Source organism: Pseudomonas sp. UBA3149 (assembly GCF_002364655.1).
Taxonomy (GTDB): domain Bacteria; phylum Pseudomonadota; class Gammaproteobacteria; order Pseudomonadales; family Pseudomonadaceae; genus Chryseomonas; species Chryseomonas luteola.
In genome coordinates this window covers 123,580-145,890 of sequence record NZ_DEYV01000047.1, presented here as the reverse complement: position 1 = coordinate 145,890, position 22,311 = coordinate 123,580, and the positions used below count along the sequence as shown (strand labels likewise).

Genomic DNA, 22,311 nt, shown 5'->3' with positions numbered 1-22,311 from the left:
GAAATAAAGGCGATGGGCTTTCCTGCGTGGCCTACTGGCTAATTTGGTAAGGCGATAAGCAGCCGTATAGACAGCTGCTATACAAAAGCTTTCTATGGCTTTTCGGCTATGAATGTGGCACGCAGTGGGGCCGGAAGACCTTCTATAGTGCGGCTCATATCAGTAGTGTCAAGAAAGTCGGGCAAAGATTGAAATTTCATCCATTCAGTAGAGCGCTGCTCCTGAATAGAGGTTCTGCTAATATCCGCCAGTCTTATATTTTTGAATCCCGCCCGACGCAGCCATAGTTCTAATGCTGCAGGCGAGGGCAGGAACCAGACATTTCTCATTTGAGCATAACGATCTTCTGGTATCAGTACAGTCTGCTCGTTTCCTTCTACAACTAATGTCTCGAGTACTAATTCACCTGATGAGCGCAGACATTCTTTCAGTGCTAGAAGATGATCAATAGGCGAGCGTCTATGGTAAAGCACGCCCATCGAGAAGACGGTATCGAACCCGTTGAGAGAAGAGGGAAGCTCTTCAAGCGTTAGAGGAAGACTCCAAACTGGAATATCGGGCAAATACTTTTTCATGGCCATAAACTGACATAAAAAGAGCCAGTTAGGATCAATCCCGATTACTGTATGAGCGCCGGCACCTACCATGCGCCATGCGTAATAGCCGTTCCCGCAACCTACATCCAAGACAACCTTATTGTTCAGATCCAAGTGTTTGGACACGCGCTCCCACTTCCAGTCGGAACGCCATTCTGTGTCGATGTGAATACCGAAGACATCGAAAGGGCCTTTGCGCCATGGTGATAATTGAAGTAGCGCGTTTTTTAAGGTTTGTTGAGTCTCAACGTCTAAAGGCTTTTCTAGACAAAACCTATCCTTTAAAACAATCGAATCGGGTTTTAAGTCAGGCAGGGTCTTGAGAGCCGTTTGCCATCTCGCGAGGTCGCCATGACCTTTTTCAAGCTTTGCTGCAATCGCAGGTGGCAGACTGGCTAACCACTTTTCTAAGGGGCCTTCACCCAAGCGATTGGCAAGGCCTTCAATATTTAGTGTATTGATCATGGAAGAGCTATAAATGAAGCGAAGTTGAAGCATTGAAACCAAGGGATAACCGAGCTAAAGCCAGCCTCTTTCAAGCGCGCACGATGTGCTTCAATGGAGTCAATCATCATGACATTCTCCAAAGCGCTACGCTTTTGAGCGATTTCCATTTCGCTGTAGCCGTTAGCTCGCTTAAATGCAATGTGAAGGTCGTTAAGCAGTACTTGCTCTTCCTGAGATTCAAATCTGATCTTTTCCGATAGAAGCAAAGCGCCCTTTGGGTGAAGGGTACTGTGAATTTTACGCAACAGGCCTAGGCGTTTTTCAGGGGCGATAAACTGCAAAGTAAAATTCAAAGCCACTACTGACGCGGGCTGAAAATCCAGCGAAAGGATATCCGTTTCAACAATATCAATAGGTAGCAGTTGCTCATACATTGAGCTTTGCGCAGACATGTATTCACGGCAACGCTCAATCATGGCCGCTGAATTATCAACCGCAACAACCTTTGTTGATTCACTCTGAACGTGCCGTCTCAGCGACTGGGATACTGCACCTAGCGAGCAGCCTAGATCATAGAGAATCGTATTAGGCTGAGCGAATTGTGCAGCAATAACGCCTATATTTTCGACGATAGTGGGATAGCCTGGTACTGAACGCTTGATCATGTCGGGGAAGACCCGAACGACATCTTCGTTAAACGCGAAGTCGGCAACAGTAGCCTGTGGCTTGGCAAATAAACGGTCCTGCTCACTCATTAAGAGGTACCACTAGAAAATGTAAATGGTGTAGCCGAGCGGCGAGTGGCTATTTTACTTCGATACGACAAGTAAAGGCCTTTTCGGGAGCGCTATCTGCGTCCCATGGCTGCTGATATTGCAGCTTAAGCTCAGTCGCTCCTGATTGAATCGCTTGGAAGCGCCAGGAAGATATTCCTGCCGAGCCTATTCCATCTTCGCTCTCGTCAGAGGATGAAAATACCTCAGGCCCTAGGCTTTTCAGCACGGAAGGAACCGTGTTTTCGAGCTTCCATCTATAGCCTGTTGTAGGGTCGCTGGGAAGTGAGAGGTGTAGCTCTTGACCTTGTGTTAGTAAAAGAGGTTTACAGCGCGTGCGCTCGTTGATTGCGACGGTATGCTCGGGGCTGCTTGCACAGCCGGTCATTAGCAGCGTTGTCAATAAAGCGCAAAGCGTAGCTGATTTTAACATTCGTATCTCCAACCAAACTCTTCAACCGGCTGCAAGGATAACGAAGTTAAGGTAGGCAAGGGCAAGCTTGTACACAAACTGCCCTTGCTAATGGATTAAAAAAGGATTTTGGCTACATCTGCAAAACGCTTTGCAAAGTGGACAGTCAGCCCCTCCTTCAAGTACTCAGGAAGCTCTTCGAAGTCTCCTTTGTTGGCGTCTGGCAAAATAAGCTCAAATATTTTCTGCCGACGTGCTGCGATAACTTTTTCCCTGACGCCACCGATGGGCAAAACCTGGCCAGTTAAAGTCAGCTCGCCTGTCATGGCTACGTTTTTCTTGGGTGCCTGATTTCGTGCCAGAGATAACAAGGCGCTGGCCATGGTAATACCGGCACTTGGTCCGTCTTTAGGAGTAGCACCCTCTGGAACATGCAGATGTACAAAGGCTTGGTCGAAGAACGTAGGATCTCCCTTGAATTCCTTCAGGTGGGAGGTAACGTAGCTGTATGCAATTTCAGCAGACTCTTTCATGACCTCGCCCAATTGACCGGTCAGTTTGAATCCACGGTTTAAGGTATGAATGCGCGTAGCTTCTACAGGTAAGGTAGCGCCTCCCATGCTGGTCCAAGCCAGGCCGGTGATAATGCCTACGCCGTTTAGAACCTGTTCCTTACGGAAAACAGGCTTCCCTAGATAACTTTCGATGTCACTCGCCCCAACCTTTATTCGGAGCTCAGGTTCCTCAATGAGCCTTAGAACAGCCTTACGCACCAACTTACCCAACTGTTTTTCAAGTTGGCGTACGCCAGCCTCTCGAGCATAGCCTTCAACGATACTTTTCAACGCACTGTCGCTGATGATCAGGCGCTCTTTAGGCACACCGGCTTTTTCCAATTGCTTGGGCCACAAGTGGCGTTTGGCAATCGCTTGCTTTTCTTCCGAGATATAACCTGAGAGGCGAATGACTTCCATGCGGTCCAGAAGAGGCCCAGGAATGGAGTCCATGGTGTTTGCGGTGCATACGAACAATACATTAGATAGGTCTAGCCGCAGATCCAGATAGTGATCCAGGAAATCTACATTCTGTTCAGGGTCCAGCGTTTCCAGCAAGGCAGATGCAGGGTCACCTTGATAGCTGGCTCCCATCTTGTCTATTTCATCCAGCATAATGACTGGATTCATTACTTTCACATCACGTAAAGCTTGAACAAGCTTGCCCGGCATGGCTCCGATATAAGTGCGACGATGCCCCTTAATCTCTGCTTCGTCTCGCATACCGCCTACGCTGAAGCGATAGAAGGGGCGGCCCAGTGATTCAGCAATTGACTTGCCGATACTGGTTTTACCTACGCCGGGGGGGCCTACCAGTAGCACGATAGAGCCAGATACTTCTCCTTTGAAAGCGCCAACAGCCAGAAACTCAAGAATGCGACTTTTGATGTCATCAAGACCGGCATGGTGACGATCCAGTACCTTGCGTGCACGTTTCAGATCAAGATTGTCCTTGCCCTGAATACCCCAGGGTAAATCGGTTGCCCAATCCAGATAGTTGCGCGTGACACCATATTCAGGCGAGCCGGTTTCAAGGATAGACAGCTTATTAAGTTCGTCGTCGATGCGTTTACGTACCGGTTCCGGCAGAACTTTGCCCTCCAGGCGCTGCCTGAAGCTTTCTAGATCGCTGCTGCGATCATCTTTCGTTATACCCAGCTCTTGCTGGATCAGTTTGAGCTGCTCTCGAAGGAAGAACTCTCGTTGCCGCTCATTGATTTTTCGGTTGACCTCAGCAGACAGTTCTTTCTGCAGGCGTCCGACCTCAACCTCTTTACGCAGCAATGGCAAAACCTTCTCCATGCGCTTAAGGATCGGGACGGTATCCAAAACCTGCTGCAGTTCCTGGCCTGGTGCAGTTGTCAGGGCGGCAGCGAAATCTGTTAAAGGCGAGGGGTCGTTGGGGCTGAAGCGGTTGAGATAGTTCTTTAGCTCTTCGCTATAGAGTGGATTGAGCGGAAGCAGCTCCTTGATGGCATTGATCAGCGCCATGCCATATGCCTTGACCTCATCGCTTGGGTCAGTCGGAGTCTTGGCATGCTCAACTTCAACAAGGTAAGGGTGCTTACGTCTCAGCCAACCGCTGATCCTGACGCGTGAAAGCCCCTGCGCTACGAATTGCAGCTTGCCGTTTTCCCGACTGGCATGATGGATACGAACCAGTGTGCCGTGCTCTGGCAGGTTATCAGGGTCGAAGCTGTTTCCATCCTCGGGAGGATTGTCCATATAGAACAATGCCAGACAGTGATGATCGGTTTTGGCCACCAGCTCCAACGTTTCGGCCCAAGGCTCTTCATTCACAATAACAGGCAATACCTGCGCTGGGAAAAAAGGCCGGTTATGGATGGGAATGATGTAAAGCTTGTCGGGAAGATTTTGTCCAGGCAGTGCAAGGCCGGTCTTTGAACCGTCGCCACTGATGATTTCGGGAGTATGTTCCTGATCGCTCATTGACTTACCTTAGAATGACTATTTGCGACCAACATGGGGAGGGCTTTGAAGCTTTTCAATGTGGTCGATGGCTACTCTAGACTTGACCGCAGATAAATAGGCAAGTGCGCTTCATTTGAGTAAGTGCACATAAACAAACTGGCTCCGTCCTATGTTGTTTGCTTGGCTATTATCTCTGTAAGGGCGAGGTAGAGAGCGTGCCGCCTGCAAGCCTGCACTGCTCTTGGCGAACGTGTTTATGCTTTTGCAAGGTTAGGCGATAACCAGACGTTGATTGTCTATCTTGATGAAGATGACATGACGGAAAACGTTTCTGATGTCATGGAAAGGTTGCGTGTTTTAGCGCGTTATCCTGCGCCGGACCCAGTTTTCAACACATGTTGTATTACGCCTGTGAAGAACTGTTCTCGTTACGGCAATGACCAGCCTCTTTCCAAAGCTCTGTTGACGGGCCTGCTTCAGGCGCTTTATGCCCTTTAGATCGATAAGTGATCATTTCCATTGCCGGGGCGTTGGATTTTGAGGCGATTGAGTACTATTTAAGTGTTCACCTTGATCGCCGAATCACGATGGCGAATTAGCCTGTCAAGTCTCGCTGAGCCTAGTCATTTCCATATCCAGTTTAGGACGTTACAGGCATGACGCCGTATTGATAGCTGTTGAAGGCTCGCCTGGGTTAGACGCTCCATCTGCTGAGCGAGACGGAGATACCCTTCAGGCGAGTAGCGGCCAGATGCGGCGTTTCCTGCCTATTGGGCTTCGCCTTGTCTAGAGAGCGCTAGATTCCGTTACAAACATCATAGCGCCTCAACTATCCCGACACTGTGCCGATAAGGACGAGTAGGTAATTGCCAAGCCGTGTTCGAAGGATAACCTCATGTCTTCATCTATGATGCGTATAGCGCGGTGGCTAACCGGTGGGCTTATGGCGCTCTCTGTTCCGGTATGGGCCACTCAAGTGCATATCGCAGTTATCGAGGGACAGGATAATCCGTCAACGGATGCGGTTGTTACGTTAAGCGGAGGCACTAATCCTGCTGTGCTCCAGCCTTCGGTCATGTATCAACGGGAACGTCGTTATGTACCGCATGTACTGGCGGTTCATACCGGAACGCAGGTCAGTTTCCCTATTAGTGATAATGTTCGTCATCAGGTGTATTCCTTTTCACCTGCCAAGCGATTCGACTTGCCTCTTTATCACGGCATTCCAGCTGATCCAGTAACTTTCGACAGACCAGGCGTTGTTGTGTTGGGTTGCAATATTCATGATTGGATGGTGGGTTATATCGTTATTACCGATGACCCATGGTTTGCTGTCAGTAACGAAAAAGGTGAAATAACGTTCGATTTGCCACCCGGCAAGTACCATGTCTCTTTATGGCACCCCTTTGCAAAGGCCAGACAGCTGCCTCATGGAGGGGATCTGATTGTATCGGCCACTGCGGGCACAGCTCGATACGCTATTGAGATAACGCCTGATAATGAACCCTCAGAGCCGGCGCCGAGTGCGTTGGAGCAAGCCTTTCGGAGCGCTGCCGATGACGCTGCGAAATAGCTTTCAGGCGCGCATCGCTAGCGCCATGTTCATCCTGGCGTTGCTAACCATCGGAACGGTTTATTTTGCCGTAAAGGCTGCTACCCAATCATCTGTACGGGCTGAGTCGCTTTCACAGCTCAATACCGGCGCTCGGGTATTCGAGCGTCTTGTGGAAATGCGCGGACGGCAACTGCATGACACGGTACAGGTTCTGACATCCGATTTTGCTTTCAAAGGAGCTGTCGCTTCTGGAGATGGGCTAACAATAACTTCAGCGCTAGCTAATTATGGCGCTCGGATCAAGGCGGATGAGGTGTTGCTGCTTGACCTGACGGGAAGGGTAATCAGTAGTACCGTTTCGCTCTATACAGTTGGGTCGATATTTCGCGAGGGTAATAAGGTCCAGGTAGACGGTGCGACTGATCAAGCGATGCGTATCGTTTCCCTGCAACGTGTTCCGCATCTGATGGTAGAGGCTCCTGTACTTGCTCCTCTACCAGTTGCGCGCGTGGTAATGGGCTTTGCCATGGATCAGAGCCTGGCGGGCGAATTGCGCTCGCTAAGCGGCCTGGATGTGTCTTTTATTGCGCAAGAGGGGGGCGTTCCAGGTGAGCCGATCAGTACCCTTTCGGATCAAGCCGCTGACGAACTGCTAAGCCATCCGGCCAATGAACTCAGGCTAGGCAAACCGTTGCCGCTCAGATTGGATGGTCGTAACTATCTGACGGAGCGGCTGACGTTAACTGATGCCGATACCTTCAAGGTATCCGCTTTTCTGCATCGCCCGCTCGACGAAGCTATGAAAGCGTTTTCTCCTCTGATGCATCAGTTGTTCTGGATAGCCGTACTGACGCTTGTCCTGGCGCTGGGTCTGGCTTTACTTATTGCAAGAGGGGTTGCTGAGCCTGTTCGACGATTGGCGGCTGCTACCCAGCGGATCGGTAACGGCGATTACACCACGCCAATTGCCCTGGCGCGAAGTGATGAGTTTGGCCGGTTAGCCAGCACACTTGACACCATGCGGATCGGAATCGCCGAACGAGAGCGGCAATTGAGCCATAACGCACTTCATGATGCGCTTACAGGGCTTCCCAATCGGGCGTTGGCCATGGAGCGACTGTCTCACGCCATTGCGGGGGAACAGTCTGTTGCGGTCATGTATCTGGGGCTTGAGCGTTTTCGAGAGGTCAATCAGAGCAGTGGCACTGCAGGTGGAGATGTGGTTCTGCAAACCATTGCAGATCGACTTAAACGTCGTGTAGGAAATGGAGATTGTGTTTCTCGTCTGGTTGGCGACGAGTTCCTGCTGCTGCTCAATCCAGGTACGCCTGATACTGCTCTGGCAGCCGCTGAAGAAATTCAGCAGGCAATTGCTTTGCCTATTGCTGTAGGGCTGAACGAATTCAAGATGAGCTGCCGCGTAGGAGTGGCTTGCTACCCTCAGGATGGTCATGAGGCCCATGAGTTGCTCCTGCGGGCCAGTATTGCAATGCGGGACGCAGGCAGCCAGGCCGGGCGTCTGCAGCTTTACGAGAATGGTCGGGATGATGCTTATTATCGTCAGATCAGTCTTATCAGAGATCTTCAGCATGCAGGCTCAAGGGGTGAACTGCTCTTGCATTATCAGCCCAAGCTGAGTCTGGATGGACGGGGGCCTTTCATGGCTGAGGCGCTTCTACGTTGGCAGCATACTCAGTTCGGTATGGTATCGCCTGGGGAATTTATCCCGTTGGCTGAGCGTACCGGCAGCATCACCCTATTGACGATTTGGGTAGTCGAGGAGGTGTTTCGGCAGTTGGAAGAGTGGAACGAGCAAGGCCTTACTGCACGAGTGTCTCTCAATATATCCGCTGCCGACTTGGTTGATGGCGATCTCCCCAATCGTTTGGAGCGACTACTTAAAGGTTCGACTGTACGAGCAGACCAGCTTGTTCTGGAGGTAACGGAAAGTGCCATCATGCAGGATCCTGAGCGAGCAGTAAGCATTCTGCAACGTCTCCGGGATCAGGGTATCAGTCTGTCCGTAGATGACTATGGCACCGGCTATGCCTCATTGGCTCACTTGAAACGTCTGCCGGTAAGCGAGTTGAAGATCGATCAGTCGTTTATTCGCGACCTGAGTGATAACAGCGAGGACGCTGTGATTGTTCGCTCCACTATCGATATGGGGCATAACCTTGATATGAAGGTTGTTGCCGAAGGTGTGGAATATGCTCAGGCGCTGGAGTTGTTGACGCTATGGGGCTGCGACATGGTGCAGGGTTACCTGATCAGTCGTCCGCTGCCGGCGCAGGCGTTTGAACATTGGATGAATGACCGCCGTGTTCAGACCCCTGTTGAGGCGCTAGCACTGTGACGCGCTCATAGATCGCCGTGGTCGCGATACTGCTTGTCATGAGCTTCCGACCCGCTTGGACGAATGATGGGTGTCTGCTGGCTACCCTGTTCCGACGTAAAACAGATTACTTGCGCGTCTTTCGCCTATGCGCAAAGACATTATTCATCAATGATAAGCGTGTGAGGCGCAACCAATCGGTTGCACCTGTCTCTTTCGTCGCTCAATCAATCCTGCTGACATAGAAGGTTAAGACCTTGTTTCAGGAAGCGTTTTTGATTGTCAGTGGCTATCCCAACTTGTTTGCCAATTCCGTAGAATGTTCATCCGGCTGCGGTTGCACTTCGTCTGATGACGCTTTTGTCGTCTGGTAGCCCAAGGTAATACCTAGTTTGATCCAAACACGCCAGGAAACTGGTAGTTCCAGAAGACAGAATGGAACTCTGTCTGGTGCATACCTGATGGGTTGCCCAACGGTGACGGCATGTGCGTCGCCCTCTGCCAACGTGGGAGCGATGAGTAATTGATCCCACAACAACAAATAATGAGGGAATAATGAGCGTCAATACTCCAACGTTGATCACTTTCCTGATCTATATCGCTGCCATGGTCCTGATCGGCTTTCTGGCATGGCGATCTACAAAAAACTTCGACGATTACATCTTGGGGGGAAGAAGCCTCGGTAGTGTAGTGACAGCGTTGTCCGCCGGTGCTTCGGACATGAGCGGCTGGCTGTTGATGGGCCTGCCAGGCGCTATTTTTCTCGCCGGTATTTCTGAAAGCTGGATTGCCATTGGCCTGATAGCAGGTGCCTGGCTGAATTGGCTTCTGGTTGCAGGTCGGCTACGTGTCCATACCGAGCACAACAATAATGCTCTGACACTGCCAGACTATTTTACGCATCGCTTTGAGGATCACAGTCGTGTCCTGCGTATTTTCTCGGCAATCATCATCCTGGTTTTTTTCACCATCTACTGTGCTTCCGGTATTGTGGCTGGGGCTCGTCTGTTTGAAAGCACCTTTGGCCTCTCGTATGGGACAGCCTTGTGGGCGGGTGCACTGGCGACCATTCTCTATACCTTTGTAGGTGGCTTTCTGGCAGTAAGCTGGACGGATACTGTGCAGGCTACGCTCATGATCTTCGCCTTGATTCTGGCGCCAGTCATGATACTCAATGCCACAGGTGGTCTTGAGCCAGCATTTGCTGCCATCGAAAGCGTAAACCCCGCCCATTTCGACCTTTTCAAAGGGGCTACCTTCGTTGGCGTTATTTCATTACTGGCCTGGGGACTGGGTTATTTTGGCCAGCCTCATATCCTGGCACGCTTCATGGCTGCAGATTCGGTCAAGTCAATGCGCTCAGCACGTCGAATCGGTATGACCTGGATGATTCTGTGTCTGGCGGGTGCGGTGGGTGTAGGCTTCTTTGGAATTGCTTATTTTGCCGCGCATCCTGAGCAGGCTGGCGCAGTGACAGAAAACCCTGAGCGGGTTTTCATCGAGCTGGCGAAGCTGCTGTTCAATCCATGGGTGGCCGGTGTTCTGCTGTCAGCCATTCTGGCAGCTGTCATGAGTACACTAAGCTGCCAGCTTCTGGTCTGCTCAAGTGCGTTGACTGAGGACTTCTATAAGGCTTTCCTTCGCAAGCACGCATCCCAGAAAGAGTTGGTGTGGGTGGGACGTCTCATGGTTCTTCTGATTGCAGTCATTGCGATCGCAATCGCTTCCAATCCTGAAAACCGCGTATTGGGACTGGTCTCCTACGCCTGGGCAGGTTTTGGTGCAGCCTTTGGTCCGGTTGTCCTCTTCTCGCTCCTATGGAAGGGAATGACACGTAACGGTGCATTGGCCGGCATGATCGTTGGTGCTGTGACTGTGGTGGTCTGGAAGCAGCTGGGATGGCTTGGCCTGTATGAAATTGTGCCTGGCTTTATTCTTGCGAGCCTAGCTATTGTTGTATTCAGCCGACTGGGTAGCGCTCCGAGCGCATCAATGAAGCAGCGCTTCGAGGTCGCGGAGCAGGAATACCGCAATAGCTGAGAGAAATGTCAGCTAAGCGTAAAGAATGGTGAGCAGGGGTAAAGTCGTTCGAGAAAGAACGATGTGCCGGGTAGTGTTAGCTTTAAAGGCTCCTTTGAGGAGGAGCCTTTAAATAAGCTGATCGACTCACGAGGTAAACCATGCGTCATCGTGTTTTGCTAGCGACTACTTTAGCGGTCAGTTTGCTGCTGAGCGGCTGCTGTGGATGGTGGGGGCCTCATGGAGGTCACCATAGAGGTTCCGGTGGGCCAGGGCCAGGATTTGAACAAGGGCATGGCCGTCCGTAAAAAAGCCGGAGCAATTGCTCCGGCTTTTTTATCGCTGCTTTGTAGCGTCAAACCTGGTACGTCATTTGCTCAACCGATGGTTATCGGTCAAGTATTTATCCAATAGTGTTCGGAGAATAATCATGCCATGGCTTTTTCGACATAGCCGCTGGACAACAGGCTTGTTGCTGATTGTGAGCCTAAGCGTAGCCGCAGCGCCTGCACCTTTCTTCAAATGGCGTAGCAAGTTCAACGGGCAGGTGGTATGTCAGAGGACATCGCCCGGCGATGGATGGGAACGACTGGCAGGGCCGTTTCGAGATATCGGCTGTCAGCAGTCTGGAGAGAAGCCGTTACAGCGATGGGACAGGGTAACTGCTTCCCCACGGTCCTGAGGAAGCAGTATTTATCAGGTCAAGGCGTCTCGTTGGTGTGCAGGGCGGCCTTGATCAAGTCCTGCCCGATCTGTTTCTCGAAGTGCTGCCATACAGGTTGCATGGCTGCTCTCCAGCGCTGACGCTGATCATTGGTTAACGTGATGACTTCATTGTTACCAGCACTCACGATCTTGGCCTTGTCTTTCTGATTGAGTGCGTCTGCCTGTCGATTCACCTCATAGGTCACTTCGCCAAGAATAGTTTCCAGCTTGATGCGAACGTTAAAAGGAATCTGGCGCCAGAAGCTGGCGTTGGTAATGAGCATGTAGTCCAGAGAGCCATGGTTGCTCTCAGTGATATAGCGCTGCTGCTCGTAAAGATGCTTGCTATAAAGGTTGGTCCAAGGGTTTTCTGCCGCGTTGATGGTCCCGTCAGCAAGTGCCTGGTTTACCTTGCTGAACGACAGCTTGACGGGCGTAGCACCCAACGACTGGAATTGAGACTCAAGGACGTCCGAATCCTGAATGCGAACCTTTAGGCCTCGCATGTCTTCCGGCTCACGCAGCGGCTTCTGAGCGGAAAGCTGCTTCATTCCGTTATGCCAGTAAGCCAGCCCTGCGATGTTCTGCTTTTCCATGGACAGGAGCAGCTGTTGTCCGGTTGGCTTGCTTTGGAACCGATCCAGTGCGGCCTGGCTGTCAAACAGGAAGGGTAGGTCAAACAGCTTCAGTTTGGGTGAATAAGTACCCAGTTTGGCCAATGCCACTGCCAGCATTTCTACCTTGCTATCTTGAAGCGCCTGAATTTCTTCCTTATCGCCATACAAGGATGAGTTGGGGTATACCTCTACCTTGATGGTCCCTCCCAGCTGTTCCTCTACCTTCTTCTGAAACAGTAGCGCACCCTGGCCTTTAGGCGTATCTGGCGCGGCAACATGCGAGAAACGGATAACGATAGGGTCGGCTGCCATGCTTATTACAGGAGAAAGCATGGTGAGCGTGCATACCAGGAGTTTGGAAAGAGAGCGGTACATGTAGAAGTCCTTGAGGCGCATCAAGTAATTGCCAGTTCCAGGTTTGGCGGGGGCGCCACTTTATCAGTGAGATCCGTCTCAATCGAGTGCCGACAGGCAGGCGACGTATGGTCATTCCGACCTTTTGACAGAACGCAAGACAAACACGGCGTCTAAGTTCAATAGACTTCAGGAGGATCGTTCATGACTTCTACCCCTTCGGCGGCACATGGCTTTGCCATTCCCTACCTTCGCTACCACGACGCTCCCGCTGCCATTGACTGGTTGCGCCTGACGTTTGGGTTCGAGGTAAAAAGCCTGATCTCGAATGAAGACGGCAGTATCGAATATGCACAGCTTGTTTATGGACAGGGAATGCTCATCGTAACGTCCGTGCTGCATAACGATGTGGATGCTTATATGGTCCAGCCGGAACAGGCCAGAGGCGTGACTCAAGGAGTGTATCTGGTAACCGATGAACCTGATGTCTTATGCGAGCGTGCCAAGGCATCGGGTGCCGATGTGATCATTGATATCCGTGAGGCGCCTTATGGAGGCCGTTCCTTTACTTGCCGGGACCGTGAAGGGCATCTCTGGAGCTTTGGCAGTTTTAATCCGTGGAGGGATAAGCCTGCCAAAACATCGGGTAACGGGTATGCCACCGAAGGGTACACGTCATGAAAACGGTTCGTTTACCTGACGGCACAACTGTCCCTGCGCTTGGCCAGGGTACTTGGCATATGGGTGAACAGGCATCAGCGCGCGAAAGAGAGATACGCGCTCTACGCCGTGGGATCGAGCTGGGTATGACCTTGATCGACACGGCTGAAATGTATGCCGAAGGAGGTGCTGAACATGTCGTTGGCGAAGCCATTCAAGGTCAGCGTGACAGTATTTTCCTAGTCAGCAAAGTCTATCCCCACAATGCGAATCGCGAGGGTGTTTTGCAGGCATGCGATCGCAGCCTCAGTCGTCTGCGTACAGATCGTATCGACTTGTATCTTTTGCATTGGCGGGGAAGAACACCGCTGAGCGAAACGGTAGAAGCATTCGAGACGCTGCGAGAACAAGGCAAGATTCTGCATTGGGGCGTGTCGAATTTTGACGTGGACGATATGCTTGACCTCGCGGACGATCGCTGTGCCGCGAATCAGGTCCTGTATAACCTGGAGGAGCGAGGCATTGAATTTGACCTCCTGCCTTGGTGCCAACGGCAGCAAATGCCTCTTATGGCTTATTGTCCGGTAGGGCAGGGTGGCGGCATGCTCCAGCATCCAGCTCTTCTGGCCGTCGCGGAGCGACTTGAGGTTACACCGGCTCAGGTAGCGTTGGCTTGGGTGCTTCGACAGCCTGGGGTGATCGCCATACCCAAGGCCGTCGGGCTTGATCATATCGAGCAAAATGCCAAATCTGCGACGCTTCAACTATCGGAGCACGATCTGGCATTACTTGACGCGGCGTTTCCTCCGCCCCAGCGAAGGCAGCGGTTAGCGATGGTATGAGTATGTCATCAGGTTTGGCCCCTGATAACGGCTCTCAGAGGAAACCGGTTGGGGTGACAGGCCTCTGCTACGGCACGAGGTAATGGCAGTGGCTCATTGTTCAACCAAGCCGCCAACAGCTCGCCGGAAAGTGGCGCGGTGATCAGGCCGCGAGAACCGTGTCCTGCGTTGACAAACAGGTTATTCAGCCAAGGTACCGGACTCTCCGGTACTTGCCGAGCATCTTTGCCGAGAATGGAATAAGTATGCGCAAAGGCGGCAGCATCAGCTATCGGGCCCACGACTGGAAGATAGTCAGGGGTCGTACAGCGAAACGCAGCCCGTCCTTCCAGTGTTGCTGGATCCAGTTGATCGGCGCCAAGTGCCTTGGCCAGCACGGGTGAGAGGGCATTAAGTAATGCAAGATTACCTTTATGTTCTTCAGTGCACAGCTCAAGATCGTCACGCTTGAAGTCGAAGCTGGCTCCCAGTGTATGGAGACGATTCCGTGAAGGAGCAATGTACCCTTCAGCGCAAACTACGCATTGCAGTGCCTGGCTTGCGCGTGTCGCTGGCAAATGAGTTATCTGTCCACGAATACGTTTGAGTGGTAGTTGGGCGTTCTCTATCAGTGTTGCCGTCTCGGTCGCGCTGGCCACCACAACAACAGACGCTTGAGCTAAAAGTGCTTCGTTGCCGTACACCTTCCATTGGGTGTGGTGACACTCGAGCCGAATAGCCTCCTGATGGGTCATCAGCGTGATATTGGGATGCTGCAGTAAAAATCGACAGAGCGCAGGTGGATGAACCCAGCCCGACTCCGGAAAGTGAACTCCCCCTTGGGAAAGCTCAATTCCAGAAAGCTTTGAGGCTTCATCAGCACTGACTCGGCGCAGTAAAGCTGATGGCAACCGTTCTGCCAGTTGCTGCTGACGTTTGTCCTCGGCAGGGTCAGTAGCCAGTTGTATCGTACCGCACCCATCCCAGTTCAATGTTTTGTCCAGACCCTCCAGCAGACGACGGGTATAGCCAAAACCGCTTAAGGCTAAGCGGGTAAGCGGTGTGAAGTGAGGGGAGAGTTTAAGGTATAGAACGCCTTGCAGATTGCCAGACGCCTCTGCTGCAGAAGTTGCATGGCGCTCCAGAACCGTTACCTGCCAACCGCGCATTGCGAGACTGGCCGCTGTCGAAGCGCCTGCCAGCCCTGCACCTATTACTATGGCTGTTCTAGGGCCAATATGGAGCGGCGGCCGCTCAAACCATGGTTTGGCAGAGCCAGGTACCGGCGCCACAAGACTGCCTTTGAGCATTTCCCGCTTATGTCCAAAACCTTGTACTTTCTTCATTGCAAAGCCCGCCTCTATCAGGCCGCGGCGAACAAATCCGGCACATGTAAAGGTAGCGAGTGTTGCATCATCAGCCGACAGCCGGGCTAGTTGCCCAAACAGAGCGCTTGTCCACATGTCCGGGTTCTTGGCTGGAGCAAATCCGTCAAGAAACCAGGCATTGCACCGAGCATCCAGCTCCGGCAGACAATTGAGTGCATCACCTACCAAAAGCGTTAGCGTAACTCGGCCATCATCTAAGGAGAAACGCTGAAAGCCAGCATGTACGGCAATGTATTGAGCCAACAGAGCGTCGGCGTAATCCACTAATTCAGGCCAAAGGGCCAGCGCTTTTTTCAGGTCTGAAGCACTCAGCGGGAATTTTTCAACGCTAACGAAGTGCAGCCTTGCCTCAGCGGGTGCTGTCTGTGTAAAGAGCCGCCAGGCACAAAGAAAATTGAGTCCCGTTCCAAACCCTGTCTCACCAATCGTAAAGACCTCACCTGCATGAAGCTCGGCGAAACGACGTGGGAGCTCATTTTGAGCCAGAAAAACGTAACGGGTTTCTTCAAGGCCACTCGCCTTGGAAAAATAGACATCGCCAAAGGAGCGGGAGATCGGTTGACCCTGATCGTCCCAGTCCAACTCAGCGTGAAAGGTATCTGACATCGACTGCACTGCTTATTTGGGCCAAGCAAAGCGCAAGTCTAGCCGATCCGAACGCGAGATTTTAGAGGAATTAGCCAGCTCGCTTTTGAATTTCAGCGGCCTGGGTCATTCTGGAGATATACCGTCCGATTTGGTGCTCGGCCTCTTCACGGGTAAAAAAAGGTCCTTCGAGCGTACCTTCTCGCGTTGTGAAGAAATAATTGCCATTAACCCAGCTAATGCGCTCGCTGCGAAAATGAGTGGCTGAAGTACTATCTTCAGTGCGCTTACCAAACATGACTGATCTCCGAACCGATTTACTTTCTGACCGCGCAAAACAGCGTTGGTTTGCTTTACCGTCAACTATTTTGGCTATGGATATATTGCCAAGCGTTTCCAGAATGGCAGGGTTACAGCGCGAGTCGTATCACTAAAGGTGTAGGTGATAATTCGCTACCTGAAAAGCTTGAGATATAACCACTGAACATTAGAGTTCAGTTTTTAGGTATCTGTTGCATCCATTCATCCAGACACGGTTGATTGGTAGTCGCCTCGCTGTTATCTGTATATACATCCACCCTGTGCTCGAAAGACCTCCTTCATTCAACTACGCAAAAACGGGTTTCTTTTGTTAAGGCCCGTAGCGGTACTGTGACCCTCCATGCACGCTACTCGAATTCTGGAAGATCCGTTTTATTACCTGAATAATTTCCACACGGTACTGGCCTGGACCAGCGAGCGTTACAGTGATCTTCTGAATGAGACGGAGAGGGTGTTTCTCCAGGTTTTTCCTTCGCTTCCTAAAGCCTCGCAGGCCCTGTTGGTTAGAATGGTCATGCGCAAAGGGGCGCTGTTCCGAGGCAGCAAGCTGTGCTACCAGGAGATTGGCTGCCCCCATCAAGCAGTGTTGCCACTGGTTGAGCTGGGCTGGGTATCGGATAGGCCAGTACTTTCTCTAGAGCAACTGTTCGGGTTACTGAAAAAGGCAGAATTGGCTCAGGTCTTTCCTGAGCAGTTATCTCGCTCATCTTTAAAGAAGTCAGAGCAGCTTGAAATGCTCAAGGCTGACTTTAATGATCCGAGGCTGCTGACGGTATGGTGCAGCTCGCTGGATGACCGCGTCTATGAAATTACCGTCACAAACATATGTGACCGATTAAGGCTTATGTTTTTCGGTAATTTACATCAGGACTGGAGCGAGTTCGTCTTATCGGATCTCGGAATTTTCCGTTATGAAAAGGTGGAATTTTTTGATTCATCACGAGGCTTCCGTGTCCGCAAAGACATCGATGATTACGTAGCACTGTATGACTGTCGTGAGCGCTTTCGTGACGGAACTGCATTGGACGACATTCTAGATGTGCTCCCCAGATTACCGTTAGATAATGATTGGCTGGAGGCACGCAGAGGTAAACTGACTTATGAGGTTGCCTACTGCTGTGAACAGCAGGGTAACTTTACTGCCGCCCTGGATCTCTATCAGAGTTGCCGGCATCCTGGCGCAAGAATTCGCGCTATCCGTGTACTCGAAAAAACCGAGCAGTATAAAGCCGCTTTCGAACTGGCCTGCCAGGCAGAGCGAGCTCCAGAAAGTGACAGTGAAGCCCAGCTATTGGCCCGTATGTTACCCCGGCTGCGGCGTAAGCTGAGTATGCCCAAGTTGCCCAAGCGCATCGAACGCTGCGTTGAGCGTATCGACCTGACGTTACATCGTCTGGATGCTTGTCGTCCCGTTGAGTTATGTGTTCAAGAGCATCTGTCGGAACCTGATGCGCCGGTCTTTTATGTTGAAAATATCCTGATCAATGCGCTACTTGGTCTTTTATGCTGGGACGCAATTTTTGTTCCTTTGCCTGGAGCCTTCTTTCATCCTTTTCATCGCGCTCCTGCCGACATTCATATGCCGCAATTCGCAACCAGGCGTGCACAGCAATTTGAAGCATGCCTGTCTCAGCTCGAAAATGGTTGTTATAAGGAAACCATCAAACGCAACTTCCTGGAAAAGCAGGGTATCCAGGCCCCTTTTATTGCATGGGGAGCCGTAACGGCAGAAGTATTGGAGCTAGCATTGCAGTGCTTGCCTCCCCAGCATTTACGCGTGTGGTTCGAGCGAATACTTCAAGATGTAAAGGTCAACCGGACAGGATTTCCAGACTTGATCCAGTTCTGGCCCCACGAGCGACGGTACCGCATGATCGAAGTGAAGGGGCCGGGCGATCGTCTCCAAGATAATCAGGTTCGCTGGTTGGATTACTGTATGGCTCATGAAATGCCGGTATGTGTGTGTTATGTGCAATGGGAGGAGTCTGTTGCGTGCAGTACAGCGTTGCTGTAAGGGCTCTGTGTGAGTTTGTTGCTAAGCAGGGAGACCTTGATCTACGTTTCACGCCATCACCGACAGCCCTTGAGGGCATTCAAGGACATGGCATCGTTACCTCGCGTCGAAAGCAGTCTTACCAGCGGGAGGTAGCGCTGGAGGGTGAGTACAGGCATCTTCGCATCAAAGGGCGGGCCGATGGATACGACCCGGAGCTGAACCGGCTCGAGGAAATAAAAACTTACCGGGGTGACCTGACTCACATGCCGCCCAATCATCGTCACCTGCATTGGGCGCAAGCGAAGATATATGGATGGCTGTTATGCCAAAAATTGTCGCTTCATGAGCTCGAGCTGGCGTTGGTGTATTTTGATGTAGGCAGTCAGAAGGAAACTACTCTGCTTGAGCGGTTTACATCTGGAGTGCTTAAAGAGTACTTCGAACGGCAGTGCAGCCTGTTTCTGGACTGGGCTGAGCAGGAACTGACTCATCGCGAGCACCGCCAGCGTTACCTGGAGGCGTTACCCTTTCCACATGCCTCCTTTCGTACGGGGCAGCGTGATCTTGCCGAGGCTGTCTATAAAGCGGCCCACGTAGGCTGTAGCCTCATGATCCAGGCGCCCACGGGGATAGGCAAAACCATTGGCACCTTGTTTCCATTGCTCAAGGCTATGCCACGGCAAAATCTGGACAAGGTCTTTTTTCTTACCGCAAAGAATTCTGGTCGGCAGTTGGCTTTCAATGCGATGGGCGCTATCACCCAGGCCGCACCAGAGCTTTCGCTGCGTATTCTGGAGCTGAGGGCACGCGACAAGGCATGTGAACACACGGATAAAGCATGCCATGGTGAATCCTGTCCTCTGGCCAAGGGGTTCTATGACCGTTTGCCCCAAGCCCGGCAAGCCGCCTTGAAGGAAAAGGTACTGGATCATGACTCGCTACGCACCATAGCGCTTGGGTGGCAGGTTTGTCCCTATTACCTGAGTCAGGAGATGGCGCGCTGGTGCGATGTCATTGTAGGGGATTACAACTACTACTTTGACAGCAGCGCTATGCTTTTTGCCTTAAAGGAGCAGAGTCAATGGCGGATCGGAATCCTCGTTGATGAAGCTCATAATCTATTGGAGCGTGCGCGGGGGATGTATACCGCCTCTCTGGATCATGCTGTAGTAGCGTCACTTCGCAAAGAAAGACCTCCAGGGCTGAAGCAGCCACTGGATCGGATCAATCGTTGCTGGAATGCCTTAATCAAGGTACAACCCTCAACCTATCAGGCATACGACGAAATTCCCGCGAAGTTGTTATCCGCGCTGCAAAAAGCGATTTCAGCTATAAACGACCTGCTTAACGAGACGCTGGCTCCACTGGATGCTACGCTTCAGCGTTTCTATTTTGATGCAATTCAATTCGTTCGGATGGCTGAAAGTTTTGGTGAGCACTCACTGTTCGAATTACTGAAAAAAAATGAGCTGTCACGTAAACCAGCCGTGCAACAGTCCGTTGTAACCATACGGAATGTAGTCCCGGCACCTTTTATCGGCCCGCGATTCAACGCAACCCATGCCGCTATTCTTTTTTCCGCGACCTTAAGTCCGCCTCACTTCTTGCGGGATACGCTTGGGCTTGCAGCGGGTACACCTTGGGTTAACGTAAAGTCCCCGTTTGCGGCTGAACAGTTATCGGTTCGCCTCGTAGACAACATTTCGACGCGTTATCAGCACCGAGAGCAATCCCTGCGGCCCATTGCAGAGTTAATGGCTTGGCAGTACAGACAGGAGCCAGGAAATTATCTGGCTTTCTTTAGTAGCTTCGACTATCTCGAAAAGACTGCATCGTTATTTTCCAATCTTTTCCCGGACATTCCGCTTTGGCTCCAGGCACGGCAGATGAATGAGGCAGACAGGGTCCAGTTTCTGCAACGGTTTACAAACACCAGCAGCGGTGTTGGTTTCGTAGTACTAGGGGGGAGTTTTGGCGAGGGTGTCGATTTGCCAGGGCAGCGGCTGATAGGAGCTTTTATCGCAACACTTGGCCTTCCTCAGATCAATCCTGCCAATGAACAAATCAGGACGAAGCTCGACCGACAATTTGGTACTGGTTATGACTATGCCTACTTTTATCCAGGTATGCATAAGGTCATTCAGGCAGCAGGTCGCGTCATAAGGACAACCTCTGATCGTGGTGTGCTGTACCTGATTGATGACCGTTTTGCTCAGTCCAAGGTCAGACGGCTATTGCCTGAGTGGTGGAAGGCGCAGACCTTTCGATGGCCTTACAGCGTTAACCAGAAATAAGTCTGAAGGAAAAAGCGTAGGCTGGAGAGGCGGTAGTAGGGGAGGGGACTCAGGGCCTGAACGAGTTGTCCAGGCCCTGAGGTGAGGCACTGTTAGCGAGCCATCGCTACCAGTACTTCAGAGGCAGGAACATTGAAGTCTACTGACATCATCACGCTCAGCGCAGTGATCGTAACGATGGAGAAGACGAACAATTTTCTTGCCCAGGCATTGTCATCGTTGGTCTTGTAGCCCATTAGAGCCATGCGCAACCAATAAACGCCCATGGCTGCTGCAACCACCAAGTACTTATAACCGGCGTAGCCCCCAATCGTGAGCGCTAGCGTAGCGGCCAGAAAGGCCAGGATATAGACCGTAATATGGCGCTTGGTTACAGGGATACCCTTCATGACTGGCAATACCGGAATTGAAGCTGCCCGATAGTCGTTCAGTCTGAAGATTGCAATAGCGTAGGAGTGCGGCATTTGCCAGAGGCAGAAAATCAGCAGAAGAATAGCGGCACCCATATCGAACTCATTGCTAACGGCGCAATAGCCGATTACAGGAGGAGCCGCACCCGACAGGCTACCCACTAGGGTGCCATACACAGATTTACGCTTCAGGCACAGGCTGTATAGACCCACATACACAACGAATCCCATGAGCCCAAAGGCTGCGGATAGCGCATTTACCTTGAAGTAAAGAAGCGCGATACCCGCAATGCCCAAGAGCGTGGCATAGGACAATGTGACACTTGGAGAGATAAGTCCTTGGACGAGGACACGATTTTTCGTCCGTTCCATGACCTTATCAATGTCACGGTCAATATAGTTATTGAAGACGCAGCCGGAAGCGATGACCAGAGACACCCCTACTGCGGTAGCTAAGAAAAGTGCTAAGTCGATGCTTCCTTTCGAAGCAAGGAAAAAACCTCCGGCAACCGAGATCAGGTTGCCGAAGATAATGCCTGGCTTCGTTATAAGTAGGTATTTCTTGATCATCGAAGCGACTCTTAGTGGGCCAGCATGTTGCTATGCATGCCGTGAATAATCCACAGCGAGCCCGCGACCACGATAACAGTAATCAGAATAGTGAAAGCAAAAGCGATCACATTCCAGCGCTGCTCGGACGACGTGTTCATGTGCAGGAAGAACACTAGGTGTACAAAGATCTGCACAAGTGCCATCACCCAGATCACGATCAGCGTAGCCGACTGTGACAACACCGGGTTCATGACAATGCCGAATGGGATCACGGTCAGGATAACGGACAGAACGAAGCCAATGATGTACGACTTCACAGTGCCGTGGCTGGAGCCCGCGTGGACAATATGTCCGTGTTCGTGAGCCATTACATAACCCCCATCAGATATACAACGGTAAACACGCAGATCCAGACGATGTCCAGGAAGTGCCAGAAGAGGCTCAGGCACATCAGGCGGGTCTGGTTGGTCGCAGTCAGACCTTTCTGGCTAACCTGAATCATCAGGATTGCCATCCAGATCAGACCGGATGTGACGTGCAGACCGTGAGTACCGACCAGGGTAAAGAACGCAGATAGAAACGCGCTACGCTGAGGGCCAAAGCCTTCAGCAATCAGGTGATGGAATTCGTTGATTTCCATCACGATGAAGCCAAGGCCGAGCAGGAAGGTAACAGCCAGCCAGCCCAGCGCCTTGCTCTTTTGCTCCTTGTGTGCAGCGATCATGGCAAAGCCATACGTGATACTACTGAACAGCAGCAGGAAGGTTTCTACCAGAACATAAGGCAGTTCAAAAATTTCTTTACCGGTAGGACCGCCGGCAAAGCTACCGCTCAGAACAGCGTAGGATGCGAAGATAGTCGCAAACAGAATGCAGTCCGTCATCAGGTACAGCCAGAAACCGAATACAGTCATGGATCCGGCATCGTGGTGCCCATGCTCCTCAGCATGGGCAACTTGGTTGTGAAGAACTTGACTAGACATAAG

General features: G+C 51.6%; 18 protein-coding genes. 8 read left to right on the top strand and 10 right to left on the bottom strand.

Annotation, left to right across the window (positions count from 1 at the left end; translation table 11 throughout):
• Positions 1–92 precede the first annotated feature (92 nt).
• The 4 genes from cmoB to lon form a co-directional block, all read right to left on the bottom strand.
• Complete coding sequence (cmoB, locus tag B3729_RS24090) at positions 93–1,061, bottom strand: tRNA 5-methoxyuridine(34)/uridine 5-oxyacetic acid(34) synthase CmoB (RefSeq protein WP_197873049.1); 969 nt, start codon at positions 1,059–1,061, stop codon at positions 93–95.
• Positions 1,058–1,798: a carboxy-S-adenosyl-L-methionine synthase CmoA gene (gene cmoA / locus B3729_RS24085; protein WP_074827558.1), complete on the bottom strand. Its 741-nt coding sequence runs from the start codon at positions 1,796–1,798 to the stop codon at positions 1,058–1,060. The genes cmoB and cmoA overlap by 4 nt, the downstream gene beginning before the upstream one ends.
• Positions 1,799–1,847: 49 nt before the next feature.
• Positions 1,848–2,249: a protease inhibitor I42 family protein gene (locus tag B3729_RS24080; RefSeq protein ID WP_074827557.1), complete on the bottom strand. Its 402-nt coding sequence runs from the start codon at positions 2,247–2,249 to the stop codon at positions 1,848–1,850.
• Positions 2,250–2,344: 95 nt separating this feature from the next.
• Entirely contained in the window at positions 2,345–4,732 is a 2,388-nt protein-coding gene (gene lon / locus B3729_RS24075; RefSeq protein ID WP_074827555.1) for an endopeptidase La, read from the bottom strand.
• Positions 4,733–5,609: 877 nt separating this feature from the next.
• Between lon and B3729_RS24070 the strand changes: the two genes are divergently transcribed.
• The 4 genes from B3729_RS24070 to B3729_RS24055 all read left to right on the top strand — a co-directional run bounded on the left by B3729_RS24070 (position 5,610) and on the right by B3729_RS24055 (position 11,037).
• Complete coding sequence (locus tag B3729_RS24070; protein ID WP_286789196.1) at positions 5,610–6,287, top strand: methylamine utilization protein; 678 nt, start codon at positions 5,610–5,612, stop codon at positions 6,285–6,287.
• Positions 6,271–8,625, top strand: coding sequence for a putative bifunctional diguanylate cyclase/phosphodiesterase (locus B3729_RS24065; RefSeq protein ID WP_286789195.1), 2,355 nt, complete (start codon positions 6,271–6,273; stop codon positions 8,623–8,625). The genes B3729_RS24070 and B3729_RS24065 overlap by 17 nt, the downstream gene beginning before the upstream one ends.
• A 534-nt stretch (positions 8,626–9,159) precedes the next feature.
• Complete coding sequence (gene putP, locus B3729_RS24060; protein ID WP_010797651.1) at positions 9,160–10,644, top strand: sodium/proline symporter PutP; 1,485 nt, start codon at positions 9,160–9,162, stop codon at positions 10,642–10,644.
• A 219-nt stretch (positions 10,645–10,863) separates the two neighbouring features.
• Positions 10,864–11,037, top strand: coding sequence for a hypothetical protein (locus tag B3729_RS24055; RefSeq protein ID WP_167517249.1), 174 nt, complete (start codon positions 10,864–10,866; stop codon positions 11,035–11,037).
• A gap of 287 nt (positions 11,038–11,324) precedes the next feature.
• Here the strand turns inward: B3729_RS24055 and B3729_RS24045 are convergent, their stop codons facing one another.
• On the bottom strand, positions 11,325–12,320 hold the full coding sequence (locus B3729_RS24045) for a DctP family TRAP transporter solute-binding subunit (protein ID WP_286789194.1): 996 nt from the start codon (positions 12,318–12,320) through the stop codon (positions 11,325–11,327).
• Between the two features lie 183 nt (positions 12,321–12,503).
• Between B3729_RS24045 and B3729_RS24040 the strand changes: the two genes are divergently transcribed.
• Together B3729_RS24040 and B3729_RS24035 are read left to right on the top strand one after the other, a co-directional pair.
• On the top strand, positions 12,504–12,980 hold the full coding sequence (locus B3729_RS24040; RefSeq protein ID WP_074827544.1) for a VOC family protein: 477 nt from the start codon (positions 12,504–12,506) through the stop codon (positions 12,978–12,980).
• Entirely contained in the window at positions 12,977–13,801 is an 825-nt protein-coding gene (locus B3729_RS24035) for an aldo/keto reductase (RefSeq protein ID WP_286789193.1), read from the top strand. Before B3729_RS24040 ends, B3729_RS24035 begins: the two co-directional genes overlap by 4 nt.
• 8 nt (positions 13,802–13,809) lie before the next feature.
• Here the strand turns inward: B3729_RS24035 and mnmC are convergent, their stop codons facing one another.
• Both mnmC and B3729_RS24025 read right to left on the bottom strand, forming a co-directional pair.
• Entirely contained in the window at positions 13,810–15,774 is a 1,965-nt protein-coding gene (gene mnmC / locus B3729_RS24030; protein ID WP_286789192.1) for a bifunctional tRNA (5-methylaminomethyl-2-thiouridine)(34)-methyltransferase MnmD/FAD-dependent 5-carboxymethylaminomethyl-2-thiouridine(34) oxidoreductase MnmC, read from the bottom strand.
• A gap of 70 nt (positions 15,775–15,844) precedes the next feature.
• Entirely contained in the window at positions 15,845–16,051 is a 207-nt protein-coding gene (locus B3729_RS24025) for a DUF6316 family protein (protein ID WP_010797657.1), read from the bottom strand.
• A 363-nt stretch (positions 16,052–16,414) separates the two neighbouring features.
• Between B3729_RS24025 and B3729_RS24020 the strand changes: the two genes are divergently transcribed.
• Complete coding sequence (locus tag B3729_RS24020) at positions 16,415–18,088, top strand: VRR-NUC domain-containing protein (protein WP_286789191.1); 1,674 nt, start codon at positions 16,415–16,417, stop codon at positions 18,086–18,088.
• A complete protein-coding gene (locus B3729_RS24015) occupies positions 18,067–20,364 on the top strand; it encodes a helicase C-terminal domain-containing protein (protein WP_409567400.1) in 2,298 nt (765 codons plus the stop codon). Before B3729_RS24020 ends, B3729_RS24015 begins: the two co-directional genes overlap by 22 nt.
• Positions 20,365–20,456: 92 nt before the next feature.
• Here the strand turns inward: B3729_RS24015 and cyoE are convergent, their stop codons facing one another.
• The 3 genes from cyoE to B3729_RS24000 are packed head-to-tail and all read right to left on the bottom strand — an operon-like array spanning position 20,457 to position 22,308.
• Positions 20,457–21,344, bottom strand: coding sequence for a heme o synthase (cyoE, locus tag B3729_RS24010; protein ID WP_010797660.1), 888 nt, complete (start codon positions 21,342–21,344; stop codon positions 20,457–20,459).
• Positions 21,345–21,355: 11 nt separating this feature from the next.
• Positions 21,356–21,694, bottom strand: coding sequence for a cytochrome o ubiquinol oxidase subunit IV (cyoD, locus tag B3729_RS24005; RefSeq protein WP_010797661.1), 339 nt, complete (start codon positions 21,692–21,694; stop codon positions 21,356–21,358).
• Positions 21,694–22,308 (bottom strand): cytochrome o ubiquinol oxidase subunit III, encoded by a 615-nt coding sequence (locus B3729_RS24000; protein ID WP_010797662.1) that lies wholly within the window; start codon positions 22,306–22,308, stop codon positions 21,694–21,696. The genes cyoD and B3729_RS24000 overlap by 1 nt, the downstream gene beginning before the upstream one ends.
• Between the last annotated feature and the right edge of the window lie 3 nt (positions 22,309–22,311).

Excerpts from the sequence above, each read along its gene's own strand:
- B3729_RS24080 (WP_074827557.1), bottom strand. The coding sequence starts at position 2,249 with ATGTTAAAATCAGCTACGCTTTGCGCTTTATTGACAACGCTGCTAATG.
- B3729_RS24025 (WP_010797657.1), bottom strand. The coding sequence starts at position 16,051 with ATGTTTGGTAAGCGCACTGAAGATAGTACTTCAGCCACTCATTTTCGC.
- B3729_RS24065 (WP_286789195.1), top strand. The coding sequence starts at position 6,271 with ATGACGCTGCGAAATAGCTTTCAGGCGCGCATCGCTAGCGCCATGTTC.
- B3729_RS24045 (WP_286789194.1), bottom strand. The coding sequence starts at position 12,320 with ATGTACCGCTCTCTTTCCAAACTCCTGGTATGCACGCTCACCATGCTT.
- B3729_RS24035 (WP_286789193.1), top strand. The coding sequence starts at position 12,977 with ATGAAAACGGTTCGTTTACCTGACGGCACAACTGTCCCTGCGCTTGGC.
- cmoA (WP_074827558.1), bottom strand. The coding sequence starts at position 1,798 with ATGAGTGAGCAGGACCGTTTATTTGCCAAGCCACAGGCTACTGTTGCC.
- mnmC (WP_286789192.1), bottom strand. The coding sequence starts at position 15,774 with ATGTCAGATACCTTTCACGCTGAGTTGGACTGGGACGATCAGGGTCAA.
- B3729_RS24055 (WP_167517249.1), top strand. The coding sequence starts at position 10,864 with ATGGAGGTCACCATAGAGGTTCCGGTGGGCCAGGGCCAGGATTTGAAC.
- B3729_RS24070 (WP_286789196.1), top strand. The coding sequence starts at position 5,610 with ATGTCTTCATCTATGATGCGTATAGCGCGGTGGCTAACCGGTGGGCTT.
- cyoD (WP_010797661.1), bottom strand. The coding sequence starts at position 21,694 with ATGGCTCACGAACACGGACATATTGTCCACGCGGGCTCCAGCCACGGC.
- putP (WP_010797651.1), top strand. The coding sequence starts at position 9,160 with ATGAGCGTCAATACTCCAACGTTGATCACTTTCCTGATCTATATCGCT.
- lon (WP_074827555.1), bottom strand. The coding sequence starts at position 4,732 with ATGAGCGATCAGGAACATACTCCCGAAATCATCAGTGGCGACGGTTCA.
- B3729_RS24020 (WP_286789191.1), top strand. The coding sequence starts at position 16,415 with ATGCACGCTACTCGAATTCTGGAAGATCCGTTTTATTACCTGAATAAT.
- cyoE (WP_010797660.1), bottom strand. The coding sequence starts at position 21,344 with ATGATCAAGAAATACCTACTTATAACGAAGCCAGGCATTATCTTCGGC.
- B3729_RS24040 (WP_074827544.1), top strand. The coding sequence starts at position 12,504 with ATGACTTCTACCCCTTCGGCGGCACATGGCTTTGCCATTCCCTACCTT.
- cmoB (WP_197873049.1), bottom strand. The coding sequence starts at position 1,061 with ATGATCAATACACTAAATATTGAAGGCCTTGCCAATCGCTTGGGTGAA.
- B3729_RS24000 (WP_010797662.1), bottom strand. The coding sequence starts at position 22,308 with ATGTCTAGTCAAGTTCTTCACAACCAAGTTGCCCATGCTGAGGAGCAT.